Below are 19,220 nucleotides of genomic sequence, written 5' to 3' on the forward strand. Positions count from 1 at the left end.
GAAACCACTCGCTCCTGTTGCCGTCAGGTCGCGCGGGCAGCGGCGCGGCCCGGGGCGGGGGTGTGCGGAGCCCGGCTGGTGCCGGGGCGGGGGCGGTCACCGGGAAGGCGGCTGGGCCGCCAGGTGCGTTGGTCGAGGTCGAGGTCGAGGATGAGCCCTGCGCCCCTGATGACGCCGCTTGTGGTCCGAAGTCCCCACTGCACCCCGGCGACCGTGCCGTGTCGGAGGGCTTCGCCGCGGATCCGGTGGACGGGGAAGATGCCCCCGTCCCGGTCAGCGGGGCACGCAGCCGGCCGACCGTGTCACGAGCGCGGGCGTTGTCCGGCGTGTCCGTCTGCGGCACAGGGATCCGTACCTTCCCCTCCGGCCCGGACGAGGCCGGGGGGGACGCCTCCACACCAGGGGCCGCGACGATCCGGTCGCGCACATCCGTCACACGGGCGGCAGGGGCGACGATGACCGGAACCCACCGAGGGTTACGGCCGGCGAAGCGCCGTCGATCTCCGCGGACGGGCCGTCGAGGCCGGCAGTGATCTGCTGGGCCGCCACCGGTCCGCAGCCGCCCCGTCGTGTCGGCTGCGGACCGGGGCCCTTCCCCTCGGCGATCGGTCAGGCGTTGATGCAGGTGTTGCCGAAGGACGGGTTCAGCAGCCCGATGACGCTGACGGTGTTGCCGCAGGCGTTGACCGGGATGTGGAGGGGCACCTGGATGAGGTTGCCCGATCCCACGCCCGGCGAGTACGCGGCCACGCCCTGAGCGCCCGCGTCGGCCGACGCCACCGAGCCTCCGGCCACCACGACCGCGCCGGCGGCCAGGGCCACGGCCAGACCTCGTCGCACACGAACCATGTCTCGCACCTTCCGTGAGGATGGCGGCCGCGCGGAGGTCCCGCACGGCCGGTGAGGGATCTCCCCCGAATGCCTTCGGGAGCCCTCACACGTGGTTTTCGCGACTGTTCTCCTGCCGGTTTGGCGCCGGCGCTCCACTTCCCTCGAACGGGTTACCCGAGGGCGGTGCCGGTAACGAAGTGCCCTCCCATCCGCGGGGCCGTCCGCTACGAAGAACGGGCGACACACGAACAGATTCCCCACAGCGGACCGTCTCCGGGGACGGCCCGGCACCACACGAGCGACGACACAAGGAGCGGCATGCGATGGACGCCCCGCCCCCCGACGGCCTCCCCAGGCCGTTTCTTCGCCTCCTCCCCACGGGCGGAGCGGCGAAGGTGAAGCAACCGATCCCCTTCGGCACCGGACGTCCCGCCGATACCGACCGCGACGACCTCACCGACGTCATGCGGCACGTCGCCCACGGCGACAAGCAGGCGTTCTCCGCCCTCTACGACGCACTCGCGCCCCTGGTCTTCGGCATCGTGCTCAAAGTCGTACGCGACCGGGCCCAGTCCGAGGAGGTCGCGCAAGAGGTCATGATCGACCTGTGGCGCCAGGCCGCCCGCTACCGGCCCGAAGCCGGCTCCGTCAGAACGTGGGCGGCGACCATCGCCCACCGGCGTGCCGTGGACCGGGTCCGCTCCGCCCAGGCCGCCACCGACCGCGAGCACGCCCAGGCCGCGCGTGAGCACACCACGGCCTTCGACGAGGTGGCCGAACAGGTCGAGACCCGGCTGGAGTCCGAGCAGGTACGGCGCTGCCTGCGCGGCCTGACCGAGCTGCAGCGTCAGGCCGTGACCCTGGCCTACTACCAGGGCCTGACCTACCGTGAAGTCGCCGAGACCCTGCGCACGCCTCTTCCCACCATCAAGACACGCATGCGCGACGGGCTCATCCGGCTCCGCGACTGCATGGGGGTGACCACATGAAGCACCACGCCACCGACGCCCACACGCTCGTCGCCGCCTACGCCCTGGGCGCACTCGACGACGACGAGCGCAAGGACTTCGACGCCCACCTTCGGACCTGTGAGGAGTGCCGGCAGGAAGCAGCCGAGTTCGAGGCCACCACGGCGCGCCTCGCCGCGGCGGTCTCCCAGCCTCCCCCGGCCGTGGCCAAGGCGCAGGTCATGGCCGCCATCGACGGTGTACGCCAGTTGCCGCCGCGTGTCCCCGCCCCCAGCGTGGCACCCGCTCTCGGTGGCTTCGTCCGGCGGCGCGCGGTGTCCTGGGCGCTCGCCGCCGGCGTGGCCGCCGCCGCACTGGGAGGCGTCGCGGTCTGGCAGACGCAGAACGGACAGGACCTCGAACAGCAGGCCCGACAGGCTCAGGAGCAGCTCGACGCGGTCAGCGCCGTCCTGGCCGCCCCCGATGCCCGCACCGTGCACGGCAAGGCCGCCAACGGAGCCCTGACCACCGTCGTCGCGTCCGACCAGCGGAACCAGGCGGTCTTCACCGCCGCCGACCTTCCCGCGCCCGGTGTCGGGAAGACCTACCAGCTGTGGCTCGACCACGACGGCACCATGCGCCCGGCCGGTCTGATCGAACACGACGGCACCGTGATCCTCGCCGGAAACCCCGCCGACGCAGGCGCCGTCGGCCTCACCCTCGAACCCTCCGGAGGCTCCCCCCAACCCACCACCGACCCCTTGCTGCTGATGGCCCTTCCCGCCTGATCGCTGCTGATGGACCTTCCCGCCTGACCAGATGCCCGCACCGGCACGGCGAGGTCCCGACGTGGCCGCCACCCCGAAAACCGGGGACACCGTCGGGGACTTCCGCCTGCCCGGCGGCCGGATCAGAAGCCGAAGATCCGGAACAGGAAGAACAGTCCGCCGAGGACGGCGCCGAAGAGGATGAGGGAGACCCAGATCATCGGGTGGTCCCAGATGCCGCCGTCGGCGCGTTCGGGGTGGGCCGAGGAGGTGGAGCCCTCCACGGGCGGGGTCTCCTCAGGAGGTACGAACGGCACGCTCATGATCGCTCCCTGGATGTGTACGGCGGCCCGACGCCGCCGGGTCTCCACCGTCTCCCGGCGCCGCCGTCGCCGCGAGGCGCGTCGATCGTGCGTCGATAGGCGGGGCGCAAGAGGGTCTCCCCCGGCGTCGCGACACCCGGGCGGATCACCTGCGTCATCACCGCGGCCGAAACGGAAAGCCGTGCCGGGAGGGCGTCCCGCGCGTCCCGGGCGCGGCCACCGCGGACGGGGCGCCACGGCGCCCTCGCCCGAAGCGTCCGCGCGGACCGGCGCCGCGGGGCTCTCGCCCGTCGCCCCATGTGACTGTCCAGACCTCGTAATAGGCGATACATTTACGTGCTGAAACTCCACGATCTGAAACACGGGAGGCGGGACGGCGCGGCCCCGAGGACCGCGCACGGCCGTCAGCGGTCTCCCGCCGCAGAAGGGAAAGCCATGAGCCCCACGCTGGCCGACGAGATCCGCGGTCGGCTCGGAGAGCTGAGCCCTGCCGAACGCAAGGTCGCGCGGGTCCTGCTGGCGGGCTACCCCGCCGCGGTCTTCGAGACGGTCGCCACGATCGCGGAGCGGGCCGGCGTGTCGGCGCCCACGGTGCTGCGGTGCGCGTCACGGCTGGGCTTCAAGGGCTTTCCCGATCTGCAGGCGGCCCTCCGTTCGGAACTCGACGCCCGCAACGCCTCGCCCATCACCCTCTACACCGCCACGGAGGCGTCGGAGCGGCAGACGGCGACAGCCCCGCCGGGCTCCGCGGCCACCCCTCTCGGCGAGCGCTCGGCCCTTGTCCAGCAGGCGGTCTCCCAGACCTTCGACGAGGTGGCCCAGCACGAGTTCGAGGAGGCGGTGAGCCTTCTCGGCGACCCCAGACGCCGGGTGCACCTGGCGGGAGGAAGGTTCACGCACCTTCTGGCCGAGTACCTGGGCCTGCACCTGATGCAGTTCCGCGACCAGGTGAGCCTCCTGCCCCACAAGGACGTGGAGCGGACGTCCTTCCTCACGCAGCTCGCCCGGCGCGACGTCACCGTGCTCTTCGACTACCGCCGCTACGAGGCCGACAAGACGCTCATCGCCGAACTGGCCCGGGAGCGGGGCGGCAAGGTCATCGTGTTCACCGACCCGTGGCTCTCCCCCGCCGCCGCCCACGCGGACGTCGTCCTCATCACCCAGGTCTCCTCGGACTCCCCCTACGACAGCCTGACGCCGGCCCTGGCGATCATCGAGTCGCTCGTCGCCGCCGTCCTCGACCGGATAGGCGGCGTCGGCCACGAACGGATGAAGGAGGCCGAGAGGACCGCCCGGCGCACCGGCCTCCTCTGAGCGAGACCCCCGCGGCCGGACCCCGTCCCTCCACGGGGGTTCGGCTCCGGTACCTCGCGCACGGGAGGAAGGGGCGCGGGGAGGGTCCCCCGGCACGGGTCAGTCGAGGGCTCCGTTGACGGTCGCCTCTGTGATCCCGATTCCGGGGACCTGGTACTTCGCGAGGATCTTGCGGTACGAGCCGTCGTCCATGAGGGACTGCAGGGCCGCCTGGACGGCTTCCTTGAGGCCCGGGTGGTCCTTGGACACCCCGATTCCCATCGGGGAGGCACTGTACTCCCCCACTGCCTCACGTCCCGTCACCGTGGAGAACGACCTGCCGCCGTCCGCGGTGGAGGCGACGTACGCGGCGGTGACCTCGTCGAGGTAGTCGGCGATGACCTTGCCGCTGCGCAGGGCGAGTTGTGCCTCGGAGTCCTTCGAGAAGGCGAGGATCTCGATGGGCGGCAGGCCCTTCGCCTTGCAGAGCTCCTGACGCTGCCGCAGGAGCTTCTGGTGGTTCGTTCCGGTCTGGACCCCGACGGGCTTGCCGCAGACGTCCGTCACCACGGCGATCTTCTCGGGATTGCCCTTCCTGACGAGCCAGCCGGGGCCGGCGTTGAGGTAGTCGACGAAGTCGACGGACTTCTGCCGGGCCTTCTTGTCCGTCATCGCCGACATGACGGCATCGAACTTTCCGGCCTGCACGGCGGGGAGGATGCCGTCGAACTTCTGCGCCTCGAAATGGAACTCGACGCCGAGGCGGGCCCCGATGGCCTGGCCCAGGTCGTAGTCGATTCCGGTGATCCGGGTGCTGCCCTCCTCCGCGTACATCTCGAAGGGGGGATAGGGGACGTCGGTGGCGACGCGGACCGTGCCCGCGGCTCGGACGGTTTCGGGGAGCGTGGCGTAGAGCTCGGGATCCGGCTTGACGATGAGGTCGGGCAGGACGGTGGCGGGACCGGCCATCTGGGGCTCGGCCGGGGCCGAGGCTCCGGACTCCGTGCCGCATCCGGACGCGAACAGCGTCAGGGCGGCGAGGGAGACGGCTGCGGTTCTGTGGCGGGCGGGCATGAGACGGCTCTCCTCTTGAGGGCGGGGGACGGTGCGGTGCACGGGCACGCGGGGGTGAGCGGGACCGGCTCGTGGAGTGCCGGCCGGTCCCGCTCGCGCGGTGGCTACTGCGGCGCGATGTCGACGCGCAGACCGATCAGGGTCTGGGCGGTGGTGCCGTCGCTGGTGAGCGCGGTGAATCCACGAGGCTTGGTGAGGGTGACGGTGAACCCGGGGCCGGCCTCGAAGGTGGTGGCGGTCGCGGTGTTCTGCGCGCGGGTGGCGGCGAGTGCGCGGGCGGTGGTGCGCAAGGAATAGGGGGTGCCGTCGGGATGGGCGGCCGAGTGGAAGACGTCGTTGTTGGCGGGGACCGGCGTCGTACTGCCGGGTGTCAGGGGCTGCTTGCCGGGGGCGGGCCGGGGCGTCCAGGTGCGGGCGTCGTACTGGTCGCCACTGGTGAGGTAGGTGTAGCGGGCTCGGCGGAGGGACCAGCCGTTCGCGGATTCGTGGGCGCGGGCGTCCCGCAGGTCGAGGACGGCGACGCCGTTCGGGCCCAGGACCGTGACGTGCTCGTGGGGGCTGCCGGGGCGGTCGACGACCAGGGCGGTGTTCTCCTCGAGGGCGTAGACGCGGTCGTGGCCGGTGTCGGAGGCGAGGCGCAGCGCCCGGCCCTCGCGTCCGTAGGCGCCGGTGTGGGTGTCGACGAGTCCGGAACGGAGGAAGCCGAAGCCGCCCTGCGGGATGTATCCGAGCCGGGTCGGGTCGTCGAAGTAGCCGGGCGCGCTGCCGTCCCGGAGCGCCTCGTAGGACTCGCCGCCGCTGACCATGTCGGGGCCGGACGCGATCTGGGCGCCCGCGGAGGAACCGGCGACGACGGCTCCGTGGGCGAGCTTCGCGCGGATGGCGGCGAGGACCTTGGAGTCGGTGTGATCGTCGCCGCGAAGGAGGGTCGTGAGGTAGCGGTACTGGTCGCCGCCGCCGAAGAAGAAGCCGGTCATGGACTCGACCTGGGCGACGACCGCGTCCGAGTCGGCGTCGGCCACGTGGTCGATGTCGAGGGGGATCCACTGGGCGTCCGCGGCGCCGTGCCGCTTGAAGAGGTCGGCGTAGTAGGCGCCGTTGCACGCGGAGTTGCTGCAGAGGTCGGGATCGCCGGCGTGGGGGTCCTGGCTCTCGGGCACGGAGGCGGCGGTGATGACCCCGATGCGCGCGGTGGGGCCCCCGGCACGCTTGATGATCTCACCGTAGACCTGGGTGTTGTCGTCCTTCAGGCCGCCGCCGACGAGGACGAGCGACCCGCCGGGGAGCCGGAGGCTGGAGGGGATCGCCTGGGCGGCGGGGGCGGCGCCGGTCAGAAGGGCGAGGGCGATGCTGCCGGCGAGAAGATTGCGGCGTGTGGTGCCGAGGTGCGCGCGCATGGTGCCTCCATACTTCTTTCGGATGGGTGAGCGGGGCCGCCGGTTCCTTCGGACCAGCGGCCCCGGCCTGTTCGGGCGGCAGTGACGGGAGTTCTGCCGCAGGGCCACAGGGACGATCTGGGTGGGGGCGGGGCTAGCGGCTGCTCTTCCTCGCATGGCCGAGTGTGGCGATGAGGGCGGCCAGGACGGCGATGCGGTGAGGAACGCTGGTGACGTCGAGCCATTCCTTCGGGGTGTGGTCGGCGCCTCCGACGGGACCCAGGCCGTCCAGAGTGGGCACCCCCATGCCGGCGATCAGATTCGCGTCGCCGACGCCGCCGGTGGCAGCGGCGCCCAGTTCGATGCCGACGGCACCGGCCGCGCCCTGAGCCGCGTCGAGCATGCGGCGGGAGGCCGGGGTGTCCTCCATGGGCGGGCACAGGTCGAGCTGCTCGACGGTGACGGTGGTACCGGGCACGGTGGGGTGGTCGGCGGCGTCCTGGATGGCCTGCCTGACGCGTCGCACGTCGGCGGTGGTCGCCGCCCTGACTTCGACACGCAGTTCGGCCTCGGGGCAGACGATGTTGGCGCGGGTCCCGGCGCGCACGACGCCCACGTTGACGGTGACGTCGTCCCAGTGGCCGTTGAGCGCCTGAAGCCGAACGATCAGGTGCGCGGCCGCCAGTGCGGCGTTGGCGCCGCGCTCCGGTTCGATGCCGGCGTGGGCGGCCCGGCCCGTGACGGTCAGGCGGAAGTCGGCCACGCCCTTGCGGGCGATGACCAGGTCGCCGTTCTCCCTGGCGCATTCGAGGCCGAGACCGTAGTGCACGTCCCTGGCGGTGTTCTCGATCAGGGTGCGACTGGCCGGGGAGCCGATCTCTTCGTCCGGGGTGGCGAGGAACACCAGCTCGTCGTAGGCGTCGGCACCGTACTCGTCGACTATCTCCAGGGCGGTCAGGCCTGCGAGCAGGCCTCCCTTGTCATCGCTGACCCCGGGGCCGTATGCCGTGGAGCCCTCGACACGGAAGGGGCGGGCGGCGGCGGTGCCGTCCTCGAAGACGGTGTCCATGTGGCCTGCGAGCAGGATTCTGCGACCACCGTCGGCCTCGCTGAGGGTGCCCTTCTTGCGCGCGACAAGAGCATCGCCTGCCTGGTGGCCGCCGTGTGGGGGGAACGAGATGCGCTCGACGGAGAAGCCGAGACGGGCAAGCCGGTTCTGCACCCAGTCGGCGACTCGGTTGACACCGTCCGGCGAATAGGAGCCGGAGTCGATGGAGACAAGGGCCTTGAGATCGTCGAGGTACGCGGAGTTCCGGGACCGGGCCAGGTCGAGCAGGTCTTCGGCCAGCTGCTGCCCGCGGGTGGGGGCGCTCACAGGACCTTGGACAGGAAGGCGCGGGTGCGTTCCTGCTCCGGGTCGACGAGCACCCTGCGGGGGTCCCCCGCTTCGACGACGACGCCTTCGTCCATGAAGACGGCGGTGTCGCCGACCTCGCGGGCGAAGCCGATCTCGTGGGTGACGACGACCATGGTCATGCCGTCGGCCGCGAGCTGCCGCATGACGTCCAGGACGTCCCCGACGAGCTCGGGGTCGAGGGCGGATGTCGGCTCGTCGAAGAGCATCAGCTTGGGCCTCATGGCGAGTGCCCGGGCGATCGCCACGCGCTGCTGCTGCCCGCCGGACAGCTGGGCGGGATAGTGATGGGCGCGGTCGCCGAGGCCGACCTGTTCGAGCAGGAGCTGCGCCTGCTCACGGGAGTCGGCCTTGGACACGCCGCCGACCTTGACGGGTGCCTCGGTGATGTTCTCGAGGGCCGTCATGTGCGGGAACAGGTTGAACCGCTGGAAGACCATGCCGATGTCCCGGCGGCGTTCGGCGACCTCACGTTCGCGCAGTTCGTGGAGCTTGTCGCCCCGCTGGCGGTAGCCGACGAGCTCTCCGTCGACGGTGAGCCGGCCGCCGTCGACCTTCTCCAGGTGGTTGATGCAGCGCAGGAAGGTGGACTTGCCGGATCCGGAGGGGCCGAGGAGGCAGCAGACCTGGCCGCGTTCCACGGTGAGGTCGATGCCCTTGAGGACCTCGAGTCGCCCGAAGTGCTTGCGGACGCCTTCGGCGCGCACCATGGGGGTGCTCATCGGTTCTGCTCCTTGCTGTTCTTGCCGAGCCGCTCCATGGTTCCGCCGAGGAGGCGGCGGAACGGGGAGACGTGTGCGGCGCGGCTGGTGCCGCGTCCGTAGCGCCGCTCCAGCCATGCCTGGGGCACGCTGAGGAGGGTGACGAGGGCCAGGTACCAGATGCTGGCCACGACCAGCATGGGGATGACCTGGTAGTTCTGGGCGTACACGTCCTGGATGTTGGACATCAGGTCGTGGGCGGAGATGACCGAGACCAGTGCGGTCATCTTGAGCATGTTGATGGTCTCGTTGCCCATGGGCGGGATGATCACGCGCATGGCCTGGGGCAGTACGATCCGGCGCATGGTCAGCGCGGGCCGCATGCCGAGCGAGTGCGCGGCCTCCGTCTGACCGGGGTCGACGGACTGGATGCCGGCGCGCACGATCTCGGAGGCGTAGGCGGCTTCGTTCAGCCCGAGGGCGAGCAGGGCCGCGATCGCCGGGGTCAGCAGCGTGTTGGTCTCGGCCTGGAAGAACGTGACGTCGGTGAAGGGGATGCCGATCTTCACGTACTTGTAGAGCGCGGCGGCGTATCCCCAGAAGATGATCTGGACCAGCAGGGGGGTGCCGCGGAAGACCCAGACGAAGGCGTTGGCCAGGCCGTACAGCACGGGGCTGGAGGAGAGCCGCATGACGGCGATCAGCGTCCCCAGCGCCAGGCCGAGGAGCATGGCGGCGGCGGTCAGCCAGAGCGTCGTGGCCAGACCGTCGAAGATGAGGTCGGCGAAGAGGTAGTCGCCGACGACGTCCCAGTGCAGGTTGTCGTTCTTCGCCAGCGATCCGATCAGTCCGACCAGGGCGAGCAGAGAGGCGACGGCGGCGATCCAGCGCCCGTAGTTGCGGACCGGGACGATCTCCGGATCGCGCACGCTCGTCGGGCCGGTGGTCGTACGGTCGGCGGGAGACTTGGTGTCGATCATGCTCAGTCCACCGACGCGTTCTTGGTGGCTTCCTTCACGAGGATGGAGCCGACGCCGTACTTGTTGTAGATCTTGAGGACGATGCCGTCGTCCATCAGGGACTGCAGGGCCTTCTGGATCGCGTCCGTCAGCTCGGGCTGCTGCTTGCTGATCGCGATGCCGTTGGGCGTGGCGTCGTAGCCGCCGGACGCGGCCGGATCCTCGACCAGGTCGAAGGCCTTGCCCGCGTCGGCGGTCTTGGCGACCCAGCCGGCGGCGGGCTTGGTCAGCACCTGGGCGACGACCTTGCCCGAGCGCAGGGCGAGCTGGGCGTCGGAGTCCTTGGGGAAGGTCTGGATGTCGATCTTCCCCTTGCCCGCCTTTCCGCAGGCGTCCTGATGCCCCTTCAGCAGGTCGAGCTGGTGGGTGGCGGCCTGGACCGCGACCTTCTTCCCGCACAGATCGTCGAGTGTGGTGATCTTGCCGGGGTTGCCGTCGCCGACGAGGATGCCGGAGCCGGACTGGGAGTAGTCGACGAAGTCGACGACCTTCTGCCGGTCCTTGTTGTCCGTGATGGCCGACATCGCCGCATCGAACTTGCCGGCCTGAATGGCCGGGACGATGCCGTCGAACTTCTGCGGCGTGAAGGCGAACGTGACGCCGAGCTTCGCGCCCAGCGCCTGGCCCAGGTCGTAGTCCAGACCGGTCAGTTCGGTCTCCCCCTCCTTCACGAACATCTCGAACGGCGGGTACGGCACGTCCGTCGCGACGCGCACCGTGCCGGCCTTCTTGATCTTCTCCGGGAGCAGGTCATGGAGGGCCTGCTCCTTCTTGATCACCACACCGGCGACGGTGACCTTGTCGGCCCCGACAGCGGGGGCGTCGGGGTCTCCGCAGGCGGAAAGTGTCGCCACAGCCGTGGCCGCCAGAGCAGCGGTCGCTGCATGGCGCGCGAGACGAGCGTTCATCGCGGTCGAACCTCTCAGGGTGAACTCTGCCGACGATGGAATCAGGCCGTCGGCCACACCCAGGAAGTTACATATCCGGTTGACGATTGACCAGATGTACTTCGCATTACGTTCCTGTAACACGACATGAAGACAGTGGATATGGGGCGGTTTGCACCCTTTTCAGGTAGCACTTTCTCGCGCTGTCGACGAGAAAACACCGGATACCCGTCGTACATCTTCCCGTTTCCATGCTCGGCTTGTAAGTTCCGCTACCAACCCAGCGGTCGCACAGACCGAGGGGACGTCAACCCCTCGTCCAGGAGTCATCGATGACGTCTCGTCACTCGCACAAGGTCGCGTCCGCAGCGCTTGCGCTGCTCGCCCTGACCCTCACTTTCACCGCCCAGCAGCCGGCGCACGCGGCCGCGAGCCGGATCAGGCTCGGCAGCGCCTCCGACGTCAGCCGTCCGTCCTGGAACGGCCCGGCGTTCACCATGAACGGCGCGGGCGCGGTCGTGCCGGCGTCGATGACGCGCGCCATCGACGACATCCGCGGAGGAAGCGGGAGCATCGACGTCGTCGTCCTCGCCGGCTCGGCACCGACGTCCGGAAGCCAGACGCCCGAGTGCGACACCGTCATGGGACTGACCGGCGTCAACTCCTGTACGACCTGGACCCTCACGGCCGCCAACGACGGCAACAACAGCCAGGTCAACGCCGACGTCCGCAACGCCGAGTTCGTCTACTTCGCCGGCGGCGACCAGTGCCGGTACGCCGCGTGGAAGGGAACCGCGCTGGAGGCCTCCGTCGAGTCGGTCGTGGCCAAGGGCGGCGGTTCCGGCGGCGGCAGCGCGGGCCACCACGTCAACAGCCCGATCGTCTACGACGCGTGCAACGGCAGCGTCACCAGCGCCGAGGCACTGGCCAACCCCTACGACCGGTACATCAGCTTCACCACCGGCATGTTCGACTGGCCGAACTACGGTGGAGTCATCAACGACTCGCACTTCGTCACCCGCGACCGCATGGGCCGCACGATGGCCTTCGTGGCCCGCGCCATCAAGGACGGGCTCACCACCGGCGGCGCGGCTTGGGGCGTCGGCGTCGAGGAAGGCGGCGGCTCGCTGTTCATCGACCGCGACGGAATGGCCACGCAGTACGGCAAGGACTCCTACGTCGTCCTCGGCGACCACCAGCCGGAGCAGGCTGTCGACCGCAAGCCGCTCACCTACTCCGGCTACAAGATCTGGCGCCTGACGCCCGGCTCGACCTTCGACTTCAAGAACCGTCCCACCTGCGGTTACTACCTGCGCAGTGTGACCAACGGCGTCGCGGACGCCAACCTCCACAACGGGACGCCGATCACCAACTGCTCCGGTCAGAGCGGCAGCGCCGTCGCCGAAAGCGAGCCGAACGACACCCGGGACACCGCCGACGACGCCACCGCGCTGCCCTCCCCCGGTTCCGTCACCGGCAGCATGAAGTCCACCACCGACCGCGACTACTTCAAGGTCAGCCTCGGCAGCGGGCAGACCGCATCCGTCAACTGCACCGTGCCTGCCGTCTACGACGCCGATCTCTACTGGCTGGACTCGACGGGGAGCACGCTCGCGCGCTCCGTGAACAACGGCGCCGGAGTCGGCGAAGCCCTCGGCTTCACCCGGACCGCCGCCGGCGCGGGGACGTACTACATCGAGGTCGAGGCGTACAGCGGATCGGGGGCCTCGGCGTACACCTGCACCATGACCAAGAGCTGAGCCTCATCGGACAGGTGCCCCAGCGGAACGACCCCTCCCAGAGCATGGGCCGGGGCCGCGGACCGCACTCCGCGGCCCCAGCCGGCTGTTGCCACCCTCAGCGTTCCGGGTGGGCAAGACGCCAGGGGTCGAGAAGCTCCTCAAGCTCTCCCGGCAGGAACGTGCCGCTGCTCGCCGCGAGTTCGCGGACCGGCCGACCCGTCACGACGCAGTCCCTGGCCAGCTGCGTCGCCTTCTGGTAGCCGATGACCGGGTTGAGTGCGGTGGCGAGACCGGCGGACCCCTCGACCAGGTCTCGAAGGCGCTGCTCGTTCGCCACGACGCCCCGCACGCAGCGCTCGGCGAGGGTGCGGCAGGCGGCGTCCAGGCGATTGGTCGAGTTGAGCAGATGGTGAGCGATCAGCGGCTCGAAGGCGTTCAGCTGCAACTGACCCGCCTGAGCAGCGGCAGAAACCGCGGCGTCCGCGCCGATGACGTCGAAGCAGACCTGGTTCACGGCCTCCGGCACCACCGGGTTCACCTTCCCCGGCATGATGCTCGACCCTGCCTGCACCGGGGGAAGCCGTATCTCTCCCAGTCCCGCGTGGGGTCCTGAGCCGAGAAGGCGCAGGTCGTTGCAGATCTTCGACAGGCGCAGAGCGAACTGCCTGAGAGCGCCGGAAAGCTGCAGGAAGCCGCCCATGCCCTGCGTGCTCTCCACCGCATCACGCGCCGCACGCACCTGGACCGATGCCACGACGGCAAGGTGAGCGACGGCCGCCTGGGTGAAACCCGGATCGGTGTTGAGGCCGGTCCCGATCGCGGTACCGCCCAGGTTGACCTCGCACAGGGCTTGCGAGGCCCGCTTCACGAGCAGGGCGTCGTCCCGAACGGTGAGGGCGAAGGCGTCGAACTCCTGGCCGAGCGTCATCGGAACCGCGTCCTGGAGCTGCGTCCGGCCCAGCTTCACGGTCTTGGCGAAGGCTCCGCCGCGCTCGGTGAACGCGTTCGCGAGGATCGTCATCCCGTCCATCAGACGCCCCGCGGACGTCACGAGGGCAAGCTTGACCGCTGTCGGGTAGACGTCGTTCGTGCTCTGGGCCCGGTTGACGTCGTCGTTCGGGTGCAGCCGCTCGTAGTCGCCCTTGGCGTGTCCGAGCAGTTCGAGAGCGCGGTTGGCGATCACCTCGTTGGCATTCATGTTGGCCGAGGTTCCGGCGCCGCCCTGAAGGACGTCCACCACGAACTGCTCGTGCAGCCTCCCCTCGCGAATCTCCCGGCAGGCAGCCACAACGGCATCGACCTGACTTCTCGGCAGCGTGCCCAGATCACCGTGCGCCAGAGCAGCCGCCTCCTTCACGCAGGCGAGGGCGTTGACAAGCTCTGGATGAGCGGACATCGGGATGCCGGAGAGCGGGAAATTCTCGAGCGCACGCAAGGTGTGGATCCCGTAGTAGGAGTCGGCCGGCACACGTCTGCCGCCGATCAGGTCATGCTCCGTGCGATGCGAAACCACTCGCGCCCCTCCGGTCAGTGCTCGATCCGGTGCGCCGCAGGGTGCGGCACACCAAGGAGTATCAGGCATTACACAATGCCACGGCAACCTCGAAAGAGAATCATCCATTACATCTCTGGCGTCACTGTGGTTCACCGCCAGGGCAGCTCGTGAAGGGAGCAGGCCGAGGGAAGGGCGGGGCAGCAGACCATCGACTCGGCGCTCGGGTCCACCCCGACGGCGTACTGACAGAAGGGGCAGACTCCGCTGACGCCCTGATGGCGGACGAGCCGCACGCCCGGCCTGGCCGGGGACGTGTCATACGGCGTGAAATGCGTTTCTCCGGTCGTCGTGGCGCTGTCAGGATGGGCGTCGCTTTCCGTGACCCTCACCGATGACCCACAGACGCCGACGGAGGCTCCATGAACGGTTTGAGTGACGTCCAAGAGATTCGCGAGGGCCTGCTGAGCGAGCCGGAGGCCCGGACGCGCATCGACTCGGGCTCCCTCGTCGCCCTGCGGACTTCTGGTAGTCCGGTCCTGGTGGGGCCGGGGTCACTGGTCAAGGTGAACACCAGCATCGGATGCAGCAGAGCGGCCGATCTGGCTGTCGAGGTCGAGAAGATCGCGGCGTTAGGCAGGCTCGGCTACCAGCCCGACCTGATGATGGACCTCAGCACGGTCCGCCTGCCCACCCCGCTCTACCGGACCGCGGGCGAGCAGCTCGGTCTGCCTGTCGGGACGCTGCCGCACTACCTCTGCTTCAAGCCGCGGCGCGGAATAGACGTCCCCCTCCTGCTCGACGAGATCGAGCGGCAGGCGGCGTCCGGTGTCGCGTGGATGACGCTGCACCTCTCGCCCACGCGTGAGATGTACGAGCTCGCCCGAGTCACCCGGCAGACCGCGACCACCGCGCGCGGGGGCGGGATCGTCGTCCGGGACATGCTGATCCACGACCGTGCCGAGAGCGTGCTCGCGGAGCGGTTCGGGGACATCGCCGCGATACTCGAGCGGCACGGAGTGGCTCTCAGCCTGGGTACGACGTTCCGGCCGGCCAGCACCGTGGACGCCCTGGACGCCGTACACATCCAGGAACTCGAACGACAGCAGATGTTCTACCGGGAGGCCCGTGCCCTCGGGGTGCCGACCATGCTGGAAGCGGTCGGCCACATGCGACTCGGACAGATCGGGGCGTTCACCCAGCTGCTCCGCGAAGAGCTCGGCTACCCCGGCCCGGTCATGACCCTTGGCCCCATCCCCACGGACGCCGCCGTCGGCAACGACCACATCGCCAACGCGCTGGGCGCCGGGATGCTCGCCGTCGAAGGCGGAACCGACGTGGTGAACTCGGTGACCCGGGAGGAGCACACCGGACGGGTCCCGAACCTTGACTCCATCCTGGAAGGGCTGCGGGCCGCACGCATCGCCGCGCACTCCGCCAACATCTCGCTCTTCCCCGACCTGGACTTCCCGGCGGAGAACCAGATCACCGAGAACCGAGGGGCGAACTACACCTGCGTGGTGGACGGCGGCCTGTTCGAGAAGTCCGCCCGGAACCGGTTCGCGATGGGCTGCACGCGGTGCGGCAACGAGTGTCCCCTGCTGGTCAACTTCGTGACGGACCGGGAGGACAAGGCCTCGCGTACCTGAGCGAAACGGGCCGGGGCGGGCCTTCAGCGTCGCAGGCGGAAAGATGCGCGCAGCCGGTCCCGGTACGCCTCGCGCGTGGCGAACTCGACGAAATCGTCGACCGGTGTGGTGTTGAGGCGCTTGAGGCCGCCGAGGAACCGTCCGGCACCGGCGCCCGCACCGCTGGCGGCCATGAGGGTCTGCCCGAACGTCGTCGATTCCTGGACCACCGAGCCCAGCGCCGCCGCGAACAGGGCTCCCGACGCCAGCTCGATCGACTTGAGTACGCGGATGAAGCGCTTCGCCATGCGGTCACGCGTCCGCATCCGTTCGAAGCGCTTCCAGAGCTCGTCTGTGAAGTTCCCGTGTTCGAGCGTGGCGGTCTCGACGAGCCGGAAGTAGGTCTCGCGGAACGCCTGGAACTCCTCGGAGTACTTGATGGCCAGGATCTCGTCGTCCCCGAGACCATGGAGCTGCCGGGGGGAGATTCCGCAGACCCCCAGCACCCGGGTGAACAGGTCGATGTTCGCTGAGGCCAACGGCCCCACCGACGGGCCGCCCGAGCCTGCCCAGCGCGTCGTCACGAGCTGTTCGCTGCCGCATGCGGAGGCGTTCGACCGCAGATACAGCTCGGACGCACGGTCGATGAGCACCCTCGTCAGTGCTGGAGGGAGGTTCATCCCGTACAGCTCCTGGGCCACGACACTGCGGGAGAAGAAGGCCTGATGGGCGATCGCGCCGATGCCTCTCAGCAGATCGCCGACGCCGTCGTGCCCACCCGCCGCTTCAAGCACCGCGTTGTGGACGGAGTACGGGTCGCGGACGTTGCTCGAATCGGTCAGCCACAGGCCCCGGAAGGTGTCCTCCACCGATCCGGTGTCCAGGTGCACCAGTGTGCCGATGGTGGCGAGCTGTTCGGCCACCGGGCGTTGTTCCGGGCGGGCGATTTCCGAGGCGAGGGCCTCGATCCCGAAGATCGGAGTGCCGACCAGGCCGGCGGTGTCCTCGATCCGCTTGTCGAAGTAGTCGATGACGTCGCGGGTGACCCAGGGGGACCGGATCGACGGAAGGATCTCGCCCGTTCCGATGAGTTCCGTCACGTAGGGAAGGACATGACGAAGCTGCTCGGACTGCCAGAAGTACGCGGCTGCCAGGATCACGTGGTCGTACAGCAATGCGGAGGTGCGCAGCTTGGCCAGCAGATCCTGAGCGGCCACCCCGCGGGTCATGACCGTGTAGGAATCCGCCTCGCCGAAGAACAGCGTGCGCTTGTCCGTCATCCGAGAGACCATCAGCTTCACAGCTCCCCCTCCCCTGCCCGTCCCGGCCTCTACGATGATGCCAGGCGAGGGCCGGATCGAAGATCGGTACGGCCGATCCGTGAACCCGGGCCGCCCCGAGTGATCTCTTCGTCCTGCTCCACCAGGCCGGCGCGACGTCTCATGTCGAGCCGAGCGAGCCGACGGGAACGGCCGGACCACGACGTCCCAGCAGCCCATGAGCCGTGGGGTGCGACGCCGAGGCCGGCCCGTCGCCGCACCCCGTGCCGTCGAGATACATGATGAGGCGTCAGTAAAGTCGGCAAGAGGTCGGCACTCAGCCGACCAGGCCTGCTCGCACACGGGCGCGCTCTGGAAGCACGCTCTCGACCGCGCGATCGGGAGGGGTTGCGATACGCACCCCTCCCACAGTCGCGGCGACAGTCACAGGAACCGCCGGGCACCCCTCGCCCCTCCATCGGCTCGACAGAGGAAGCCCCAGGTCAGCGTCGCGCCGGGTTCTTGCGCGGTGCGATCCGGGCGTTGGGGAGGGCGGGGGCCGGGAGGCGGTCGCCGGGGTAGCCCTCGACCTCGCCGAAGCGGTCGGAGGCCTTCTCCCACTCCTCGCGGGCCTCGGCGATGTCCTCGTGGCTGCGGCCGATGAAGTTCCACCACATCACGATCTCCTCCTCGAACGGCGTTCCGCCGAGGAGGACCGCGCGGGCGGGGGCGTCCGACTCGTTCGTCAGGGTGAGGGTCCCGGCTCCGGTGGGGGCGTATCCCAGTTCGGCCGGGCGCAGAAGCGTGCCGCCCATGCGGACCTCCCCGGTGTCGACGAGCAGGCCGTGCTCGAAGCCGGGGTCGACGGGGAGGGCGACGGTCGCGCCCGGGTCGACGAGGAGTTCGGCGCCGAGGAGCGGGGTGAAGGTCCGCACCGGGGAGGTCGAGCCGGCGAGCGTCCCGAGGAACACCCTGACGTCGGCGCCGTCGACGCGGACCGTCCCCGGGGCGTAGTGCTGGAAGTCCCGGGCGGTGTTCCGGTGCTCCTCGGGGAGGGCCACCCACAGCTGGACGCCGTGCAGGACGGTGGTGCGGGGGGTCGAGACCTCGGTGTGGCTGATGCCGTACCCGCCGGTCATGAGGTTCAGCTCGCCGGGCCGCACGTACGCGTGGCTGCCGAGGCTGTCGCGGTGCTCGATCTCGCCGCTGAACAGCCAGCTCACGGTCTGCAGTCCGATGTGCGGATGCGGGGCGACGTCCATGCCGCCGGACTCGGCGACGTCGTCGGGGCCGTAGTGGTCGGCGAAGCACCAGGCGCCGATCAGCGTCCGCGCGCGCTGCGGGAGCGTGCGTCGTACGGTCATCGCCCGGGGTCCGCCCAGCGGGACGTCCCGCGCCGTCAGGACCTCGATCTCCGCGATACTCATGCCGACCCCTCCGAGAAATAGTTCCATTTTCAACAATCATGGATCATGATAGCCCCTGCGACGGTGACACGCACCGTTCGCGGACGAGGCCGGCACGGCCCGGAAGGAGCGCACGGTGAGCGACACGGCAGGAGCCCCGGCGAACAGACGGATCTACGTCGACAAGCAGAGCCCCAAGGCCTACCACGCGCTGGTCCAGACGGCGGATGCCGTGCGCGCGACGGCCGCCGAGGCGGGGCTCGACCGCATCCTGGTGGAGCTGGTCAACCTCCGCGTCTCCCAGATCAACGGCTGCGCGTACTGCCTCGACGTGCACACCAGGGCCGCCCTGCGCGCGGGCGAGACGACCCGCCGTCTGGGCGTGCTCGCCGCCTGGCGCGACACCGAGCTCTTCACGGACCGGGAGCGCGCCGCCCTGGCCCTCGCGGAGGCCACCACCACCCCCGCCGACTCCCTCGCCCAGGAGCGCGCCCACGACAGCGCCCGTCGTGCGCTGAGCGACGAGGAGATCTCGGCGGTGATCTGGGTCGCGATCACGATCAACGCCTTCAACCGGGTCTCCATCCTGAGCGGGCACCCCGTACGGGAGACCCCCGCCAAGCCCTGAGCCGGGGGCGGGGGCGGGGACGACGAAGGCCCGGTGCCGTCGGGGCACCGGACCTTCGGAGGGCTTCGTTCGGTCGTGTCGGTCGGTCAGGCGGAGACGGGGAGCAGCCCGGCCACCGGCGCCGCCTGGTCGGTGAGCTGGTGCAGCTGCCCCAGCTCGTTGAGCCGGTCGAGGCCGTTGTTCAGCTGGCCGGCGATGCCCGGGAACCGCCCGCGGGACTCCTCGGGGATGCCGGTCGTGGTGAGCGCGTCGAGCTCGCTGATCGGGTTGATCTTGGGGCCCAGCGGTCCGGTGGCTTCGGCGGCGGTCGCGGCGGACGCCGCGGAGGCGCCGAGGCACGAGAAGGCGGCGGCGACGGCGAGGATCGAGGAGATGCGTCGTGTTGAGGTCACACCCTCACAACGGGCCGGCCCTCCACGGGTCACGGCCCGCC

18 protein-coding genes are annotated in these 19,220 nt (G+C 69.9%); 6 read left to right on the top strand and 12 right to left on the bottom strand.

What is annotated here, in order from left to right; genetic code table 11:
• Window positions 1–609: 609 nt before the first annotated feature.
• Window positions 610–849 (bottom strand): chaplin, encoded by a 240-nt coding sequence (locus ACFYUZ_RS18625; protein WP_389310492.1) that lies wholly within the window; start codon window positions 847–849, stop codon window positions 610–612.
• A 377-nt stretch (window positions 850–1,226) separates the two neighbouring features.
• On the opposite strand from ACFYUZ_RS18625, the gene sigK reads away from it, so the two are divergent.
• Complete coding sequence (sigK, locus tag ACFYUZ_RS18630) at window positions 1,227–1,820, top strand: ECF RNA polymerase sigma factor SigK (protein WP_389310494.1); 594 nt, start codon at window positions 1,227–1,229, stop codon at window positions 1,818–1,820.
• Window positions 1,817–2,566 (top strand): anti-sigma factor domain-containing protein, encoded by a 750-nt coding sequence (locus tag ACFYUZ_RS18635; RefSeq protein WP_389310496.1) that lies wholly within the window; start codon window positions 1,817–1,819, stop codon window positions 2,564–2,566. Before sigK ends, ACFYUZ_RS18635 begins: the two co-directional genes overlap by 4 nt.
• A gap of 122 nt (window positions 2,567–2,688) precedes the next feature.
• Here the strand turns inward: ACFYUZ_RS18635 and ACFYUZ_RS18640 are convergent, their stop codons facing one another.
• The gene (locus tag ACFYUZ_RS18640) at window positions 2,689–2,868 is read right to left on the bottom strand and encodes a hypothetical protein (RefSeq protein WP_389310498.1); all 180 of its coding nucleotides are present in this window, start codon (window positions 2,866–2,868) and stop codon (window positions 2,689–2,691) included.
• A 435-nt stretch (window positions 2,869–3,303) separates the two neighbouring features.
• On the opposite strand from ACFYUZ_RS18640, the gene ACFYUZ_RS18645 reads away from it, so the two are divergent.
• A complete protein-coding gene (locus tag ACFYUZ_RS18645; protein WP_389310500.1) occupies window positions 3,304–4,182 on the top strand; it encodes a MurR/RpiR family transcriptional regulator in 879 nt (292 codons plus the stop codon).
• 99 nt (window positions 4,183–4,281) lie between these two features.
• Here ACFYUZ_RS18645 and ACFYUZ_RS18650 read toward each other — a convergent pair whose 3' ends face one another.
• The 6 genes from ACFYUZ_RS18650 to ACFYUZ_RS18675 form a co-directional block, all read right to left on the bottom strand.
• On the bottom strand, window positions 4,282–5,235 hold the full coding sequence (locus ACFYUZ_RS18650) for an ABC transporter substrate-binding protein (RefSeq protein WP_389310502.1): 954 nt from the start codon (window positions 5,233–5,235) through the stop codon (window positions 4,282–4,284).
• Window positions 5,236–5,339: 104 nt separating this feature from the next.
• Entirely contained in the window at window positions 5,340–6,632 is a 1,293-nt protein-coding gene (locus tag ACFYUZ_RS18655) for a cyanophycinase (RefSeq protein WP_389310504.1), read from the bottom strand.
• A 133-nt stretch (window positions 6,633–6,765) separates the two neighbouring features.
• Window positions 6,766–7,986: a M20 family metallopeptidase gene (locus ACFYUZ_RS18660; protein ID WP_389310506.1), complete on the bottom strand. Its 1,221-nt coding sequence runs from the start codon at window positions 7,984–7,986 to the stop codon at window positions 6,766–6,768.
• Window positions 7,983–8,747 carry an amino acid ABC transporter ATP-binding protein gene (locus ACFYUZ_RS18665; RefSeq protein ID WP_389310508.1) on the bottom strand — a complete coding sequence of 255 codons (765 nt, stop codon included), beginning with the start codon at window positions 8,745–8,747 and terminating at the stop codon, window positions 7,983–7,985. Before ACFYUZ_RS18665 ends, ACFYUZ_RS18660 begins: the two co-directional genes overlap by 4 nt.
• Complete coding sequence (locus tag ACFYUZ_RS18670; RefSeq protein WP_389310510.1) at window positions 8,744–9,706, bottom strand: amino acid ABC transporter permease; 963 nt, start codon at window positions 9,704–9,706, stop codon at window positions 8,744–8,746. Before ACFYUZ_RS18670 ends, ACFYUZ_RS18665 begins: the two co-directional genes overlap by 4 nt.
• 2 nt (window positions 9,707–9,708) lie before the next feature.
• Window positions 9,709–10,599: an ABC transporter substrate-binding protein gene (locus ACFYUZ_RS18675; protein ID WP_389310511.1), complete on the bottom strand. Its 891-nt coding sequence runs from the start codon at window positions 10,597–10,599 to the stop codon at window positions 9,709–9,711.
• Between the two features lie 365 nt (window positions 10,600–10,964).
• Between ACFYUZ_RS18675 and ACFYUZ_RS18680 the strand changes: the two genes are divergently transcribed.
• A complete protein-coding gene (locus ACFYUZ_RS18680) occupies window positions 10,965–12,392 on the top strand; it encodes a pre-peptidase C-terminal domain-containing protein (RefSeq protein WP_389310513.1) in 1,428 nt (475 codons plus the stop codon).
• Window positions 12,393–12,489: 97 nt separating this feature from the next.
• On the opposite strand, the gene ACFYUZ_RS18685 is transcribed toward ACFYUZ_RS18680, so the two are convergent.
• Window positions 12,490–13,995, bottom strand: a complete 1,506-nt coding sequence (locus ACFYUZ_RS18685; protein ID WP_389310515.1) for an aspartate ammonia-lyase — start codon at window positions 13,993–13,995, stop codon at window positions 12,490–12,492.
• A 293-nt stretch (window positions 13,996–14,288) separates the two neighbouring features.
• Here ACFYUZ_RS18685 and ACFYUZ_RS18690 point away from each other — a divergent pair, with 293 nt between their 5' ends.
• Window positions 14,289–15,515, top strand: a complete 1,227-nt coding sequence (locus ACFYUZ_RS18690) for a phosphomethylpyrimidine synthase ThiC (RefSeq protein WP_389310517.1) — start codon at window positions 14,289–14,291, stop codon at window positions 15,513–15,515.
• A 23-nt stretch (window positions 15,516–15,538) separates the two neighbouring features.
• Here the strand turns inward: ACFYUZ_RS18690 and ACFYUZ_RS18695 are convergent, their stop codons facing one another.
• Both ACFYUZ_RS18695 and ACFYUZ_RS18700 read right to left on the bottom strand, forming a co-directional pair.
• A complete protein-coding gene (locus tag ACFYUZ_RS18695) occupies window positions 15,539–16,795 on the bottom strand; it encodes a hypothetical protein (protein WP_389310519.1) in 1,257 nt (418 codons plus the stop codon).
• Between the two features lie 461 nt (window positions 16,796–17,256).
• Entirely contained in the window at window positions 17,257–18,180 is a 924-nt protein-coding gene (locus tag ACFYUZ_RS18700) for a pirin family protein (protein ID WP_389310521.1), read from the bottom strand.
• Between the two features lie 115 nt (window positions 18,181–18,295).
• Here ACFYUZ_RS18700 and ACFYUZ_RS18705 point away from each other — a divergent pair, with 115 nt between their 5' ends.
• On the top strand, window positions 18,296–18,787 hold the full coding sequence (locus ACFYUZ_RS18705; RefSeq protein WP_389310523.1) for a carboxymuconolactone decarboxylase family protein: 492 nt from the start codon (window positions 18,296–18,298) through the stop codon (window positions 18,785–18,787).
• An 86-nt stretch (window positions 18,788–18,873) separates the two neighbouring features.
• On the opposite strand, the gene ACFYUZ_RS18710 is transcribed toward ACFYUZ_RS18705, so the two are convergent.
• Window positions 18,874–19,179: a hypothetical protein gene (locus ACFYUZ_RS18710; protein ID WP_389310525.1), complete on the bottom strand. Its 306-nt coding sequence runs from the start codon at window positions 19,177–19,179 to the stop codon at window positions 18,874–18,876.
• Window positions 19,180–19,220 lie beyond the last annotated feature (41 nt).

The sequence above is a fragment of the Streptomyces sp. NPDC004266 genome (genome assembly GCF_042874095.1).
Classification (GTDB): Bacteria; Actinomycetota; Actinomycetes; order Streptomycetales; family Streptomycetaceae; genus Streptomyces.